General features: G+C 72.0%; 5 protein-coding genes. 4 read left to right on the forward strand and 1 reads right to left on the reverse strand.

Annotation, left to right across the window (positions count from 1 at the left end):
* On the reverse strand, nucleotides 1–1,232 hold a 1,232-nt coding region (locus HMPREF0731_RS02485; protein WP_007002426.1), incomplete at its 3' end, for a DEAD/DEAH box helicase.
* Nucleotides 1,233–1,757: 525 nt separating this feature from the next.
* On the opposite strand from HMPREF0731_RS02485, the gene HMPREF0731_RS02490 reads away from it, so the two are divergent.
* From HMPREF0731_RS02490 to HMPREF0731_RS02505, 4 genes are all read left to right on the forward strand, one after another.
* Nucleotides 1,758–2,870, forward strand: a complete 1,113-nt coding sequence (locus tag HMPREF0731_RS02490; protein ID WP_007002427.1) for a methionine ABC transporter ATP-binding protein — start codon at nucleotides 1,758–1,760, stop codon at nucleotides 2,868–2,870.
* A gap of 1 nt (nucleotide 2,871) precedes the next feature.
* On the forward strand, nucleotides 2,872–3,537 hold the full coding sequence (locus HMPREF0731_RS02495; protein ID WP_007002428.1) for a methionine ABC transporter permease: 666 nt from the start codon (nucleotides 2,872–2,874) through the stop codon (nucleotides 3,535–3,537).
* Nucleotides 3,538–3,575: 38 nt separating this feature from the next.
* Nucleotides 3,576–4,394, forward strand: a complete 819-nt coding sequence (locus tag HMPREF0731_RS02500) for a MetQ/NlpA family ABC transporter substrate-binding protein (protein WP_007002429.1) — start codon at nucleotides 3,576–3,578, stop codon at nucleotides 4,392–4,394.
* A gap of 18 nt (nucleotides 4,395–4,412) precedes the next feature.
* Nucleotides 4,413–5,235 (forward strand): MetQ/NlpA family ABC transporter substrate-binding protein (locus HMPREF0731_RS02505; protein ID WP_007002430.1); only part of this gene is annotated, 823 nt, incomplete at its 3' end.

Raw genomic sequence — 5,235 nt, forward strand, 5'->3', positions numbered from 1 at the left:
CCTGCCAGCAGCGCCTCGGCCACGGCGAGGTCGTCGGCCGAGGCCTCCTCGGCCAGCAGCGCCTGGGCCTGGCTGGCCAGCCGCTCGGCATCCTTGGCGCGGATCTCCTCGGCCGCCGGGGCCGGGCCCCACTCGGCCTGGACACGGGCGGCCATCAGCAGCCGCTCGGCCGTGCGGCGGCGATTCGGCGGCACCACCAGCACCGAGATGCCCTTGCGCCCCGCCCGGCCGGTGCGGCCGGAGCGGTGCAGCATGGTCTCCGGCTCCTTCGGCAGCTCGGCATGGATGACCAGGCCGAGATCCGGCAGGTCGATGCCGCGCGCCGCGACGTCGGTGGCGACGCAGACCTGGGCACGGCCATCGCGCAGCGCCTGCAAGGCGCGGGAGCGCTCGGCCTGCGACAGCTCGCCCGACAGCGCCACGGCGGAGAAGCCGCGCTCCGCCAGATTCGCCTGCAGCCGGGTGACGGCGGCGCGGGTCGAGCAGAAGACGATGGCGCGCAGGCTGTCGGACAGGCGCAGCAGGTTGACCACCGCGCGCTCGGTGTCCTGCGGCGCCACCTGCACCGCCTTGTAGGCGATGTCGCGGTGCTGGCCGCCCTCGGCCTTGGCCGAGATGCGCAGCGCGTCGCGCTGGAAATGCCCGGCCAGGCGCTCGATCTCCGGCGGCACGGTGGCGGAGAACAGCAGCGTCCGCCGCTCCTCCGGCGCCGCGCCGAGGATCATCTCCAGCTCCTCGCGGAAGCCGAGGTCGAGCATCTCGTCGGCCTCGTCCAGCACCACGGCGCGCAGCGCCTCGGGGCGGAGATTGCCGCGGTCGAGATGGTCGCACAGCCGGCCCGGGGTGCCGACGACGATATGCGCGCCCTGCGCCAGGGCGCGGCGCTCGGCCAGCGGGTCCATGCCGCCGACGCAGCTGACCACGCGGCCGCCGGCCGCCGCATAGAGCCAGGAGAGCTCGGCGCGCACCTGCAACGCCAGCTCGCGCGTCGGCGCCACGACGATGGCGAGCGGCGCGCCGGCCGGCGGCATGCGCTCGGCCTCGCCCAGCAGCTCGGGGGCAAGGGCCAGGCCGAAGGCGACCGTCTTGCCGGAGCCGGTCTGCGCCGAGACCAGCAGGTCGCGCCCGGCGGTCTCGGGCTCCAGCACCGCCGCCTGGACGGTGGTGGGCTCGGCATAGCCGCGCTCGGTCAGGGCGCGCAGCAGCGCTTCAGGCATCACGGGAAAAGGCATGGTTTCGAAAAATCCGCCGCGTATCGGGTGGGGCGCCCCCTGGGGGGCTGCCGGGATAAGGGCGCGGCACCTCCCCCCTTGCCACCCGTGAGCGGGCGCATCCTCGGGGCCATCGGCCGGCCAACGGGGGCGTCCTACAGGGTTTTGCCGCGCTTTGCACGCGGCGCGTGGCCCTGGGATTGAGCCATGCAGGCGGCGCATGAACAAATCGCCACGCGCCCGCTTGCACCGCCAGCGTGATTTCACCATTCTCCGCAGCGGAAGGGGACTATACCTTCCCGCGGGGATTTGACGGATGCAGCTTGCGCCGCGACACCAAGTGCTAAAGCGCCAGGAAGCCGGGCAGCGGCGCGCCGGGGACATGCCCCCGCGCCGCCGGTCGCTTCGTGGATCATCCGACCTGTTTGTTGGAGAGCCCGAGGTGCCCATGACCTGTCGAATGCCCCGCCGCTAGACCCCGGCCGACCCGCGCGCCGCCCGCCAGGGGCAAGGCGCGCCAGCTTCCCTGACGTCACTGGAATTGCCATGTCTTCTGCCGCTGCCGCGACGGGGCCCGCCCCCGCCACGAAGGATGCCGCCATCCGGCTGCATGATCTCCGACGCCGCTTCGCCGGCCGTGGGGGGGCCGAGGTCAGGGCGCTGGACGGCGTCTCTCTCGAAGTCGCGCCAGGCGAGATCTACGGCATTGTCGGCCGCTCCGGCGCCGGCAAATCCACGCTGATCCGCTGCGTGAACCTGCTGGAGCGCCCGGATTCCGGCGCCGTGCAGGTGCTGGGCGAGGATCTGCTGGCGCTCGACGACGGCGCGCTGCGCGACCGGCGCCGGCGCATCGGCATGGTGTTCCAGCACTTCAACCTCCTCGCCTCCCGCACCGTCGCCGACAATGTCGCCTTCCCGCTGGAGGTCGCGGGCGTGCCGCGCGCCGAGCGCGCGACGCGCGTGGCCGAGGCGCTGGCCCTGGTGGGTCTGGCCGAGAAGGCCGGCGCCTACCCGGCGCAGCTCTCGGGCGGGCAGAAGCAGCGCGTCGGCATCGCCCGCGCCCTGGCCCCGCGCCCCAGGATCCTGCTCTGCGACGAGGCGACCAGCGCGCTCGACCCCGAGACGACGCAGGAGATCCTGGCGCTGGTGAAGCGGCTGCGCGACCAGCTCGACCTCACCGTGCTGCTGATCACCCATGAGATGGCGGTGGTGAAGGAGATCTGCGACCGCGTGGCCGTCATGGAGCGCGGCCAGGTGATCGAGGAGGGGCGCGTCTTCGACGTCTTCACCCGTCCCGGCCACCCGACCACGCGGCGCTTCATCGCCGACACCATCGGCCATTCCATCCCGCCCGGCACGGTGGCGCGGCTCCCCGCCCCGAATGCGGGCGAGGAGCGGCGCATCCTGCAGGTGCTCTTCGCCGGCCCGCACAGCACGCGCTCGGTCATCTCCGAGGCGTCGCGCCGCTACGGCCTCGACCTCAACATCATCTCCGGCCGCATCGACGAGATCGCCGGCGAACCCTTCGGCCTGATGGCGCTCGCCGCCTATGGCGCGCCGGACCGCATCGACGCGGCGCTGGCCTGGTTCGCCGAGCTGGGCCTCGCCGTCACCCCCCTCACCGAGGCCGAGATCCACCACCGGGCGGAGGCTGCCTGACATGATCCCCTGGCTCCCCCCGATGATCGAGCAGCTCTTCTACGAGGCGGCGCTCGACACGCTGGTCATGGTCGGCGCGGCGGCCGGCATCGCCGTGCTGTTCGGCCTGCCGCTGGCGCTGCTGCTGCACGCGACGGCCCCGGGCGGCCTGGCGCAGAACGGGCTGGTCAACCGCCCGCTCGGCCTGCTGATCAACGCCGTGCGCTCCACCCCCTTCATCATCCTGATGGTGGCGATCGTGCCCTTCACCCGCATGGTCGCCGGCACCTCGATCGGCACGGGGGCGGCCATCGTGCCGCTGGCGCTCGCCGCCACCGCCTTCATCACCCGCCTGTTCGAGACCGCCCTGCGCGAGGTCGATCGCGGCGTGGTCGAGGCCTCGCGCGCCATGGGCGCCACGCGGCTGCAGATCCTCTGGAAGGTGCTGGTGCCCGAGGCGATGCCCGGCCTGGTCGCCGCCATCACCGTCACGCTCGTCAGCCTGGTGGGCTATTCCGCCATGGCCGGCGCGGTGGGCGGCGGGGGGCTGGGCGATCTCGGCATCCGCTTCGGCTACCAGCGCTTCATGCCGGAGGTGATGGCCAGCGTCGTCATCGTGCTGATCCTCTTCGTGCAGGGGCTGCAATCGCTGGGGGACTGGCTGGTCCGCCGCGTCAGCCACCGCTGAACCTCTTCGACACCAACAGCAAGAAACGGGAAATCGCCATGACGCTCCACCGCCGCGCCCTGCTGGGCAGCGCCCTTGCCCTGCCCGCTTTCACCGCCCTGCCGGCCTTCGCCCAGGCGCCCGAGATCGGCACCTCTGGCCGGCCGCTGCGCATCGGCGCCACCGCCGGCCCGCACAGCCAGGTGCTGGAGAAGGTGCAGGAGATCGCCGCGCGCGACGGCCTCGTGCTGCGCATCGTGCCCTTCACCGACTACATCACGCCGAACGCGGCGCTGGCGGCCAAAGACCTGGACGCCAATTGCTACCAGCACCAGCCCTTCCTCGACCAGGCGGTGCGCGACCGCAACCTGCCGCTGGTGGCGGTCGGCAAGACGCTGGTCTTCCCGATGGGCGTCTATTCCCGCCGCGTGAAGTCGATCGGCGAGCTGGCCAATGGCGCGCGAATCGCCATCCCGAACGACCCGACCAATGGCGGCCGCGCCCTGGCCCTGCTGGCCGCCAATGGCGCCTTCAAGCTGACGCCGGGCGCCGATTTCCGCGCCACCATCGCCGATGTGCTGGAGAACCCGAAGCGCCTGCGCATCATCGAGCTGGAGGCGGCGCAGATCCCGCGCACGCTCGACGAGGTCGACGCCGCCGCCATCAACACCAACTTCGCCATCCCGGCGGGGCTGAACCCGGTGCGCGACGCCATCGCCATCGAGAGCGCCGACAGCCCCTATGCCAACCTCATTGCCGTGCACCGCGACAATCGCGACGCCCCCTGGGTGAAGCGGCTGGTGGCCGCCTACCAGAATGACGAGGTGAAGAAGTTTGTCGCCGAGACCTTCCAGGGCTCGGTCGTCCCCGCCTTCTGACCTGAGGACACAAGAGAGATGCTGAACCGACGCTCCCTGATCCTGGCCGGCGGCGCGCTGCTGCTGCCGGCCCTGCTGCCGCGCCACGCCCGGAGCCAGGGAGCGGCCGAGTTCGGCAGCGCGGCCCGGCCCCTGCGCGTCGGCGTCACCGCCGGCGTGCACGAGCAGGTGCTGGAAGTGGTGCGCGACGTGCTGAAGCGCGACAACTTCGCCATCGACATCCGCACCTTCGCGGATTTCATCCAGCCCAATGTCGCCCTCGCCTCCGGCGACATCGACATCAACACCTATCAGCACCTGCCCTTCCTGGAGGCGCAGAAGCAGCAGCGCGGCTACGACTTCGTGCCCGTCGGCAAGACCGTGCTGACGGTGATGGGCGTGTTCAGCCGCCGCCACCGCGCCATCGCCGACATCCCGAGCGGCGCCCGCGTGGCCATCCCGAACGACCCGACCAATGGCGGCCGCGCCCTGCTGCTGCTGGCCAAGGCCGGGCTCATCGAGCTGCGCTCGGGCGCCGATTACCGCGCGACCGTCGCCGACATCACCGGCAACCCGAAGCGCATCCGCATCGTCGAGCTGGAGGCCGCCTCCATCGCCCGCAGCCTGGACGATGTGGACGCCGCCGCCATCACCGGCAACTACGCCGTGCCGGCGGGGCTCAATCCGCTGAAGGAAGGGCTCGCCATCGAGGGGACGGACAGCGTCTACACCGTGCTGGTCGTGGCGCGGCGCGGGGATGAGAACAAGCCCTGGGCGCAGAAACTGGCCCGCGCCTATGCCGACCCGGCCGTCAAGGAATTCTGCGAGAAGACCTTCGGCGGGGCGGTGATCGTCGGAGCAT

The organism is Pseudoroseomonas cervicalis ATCC 49957 (assembly GCF_000164635.1).
Lineage (GTDB): Bacteria > Pseudomonadota > Alphaproteobacteria > Acetobacterales > Acetobacteraceae > Pseudoroseomonas > Pseudoroseomonas cervicalis.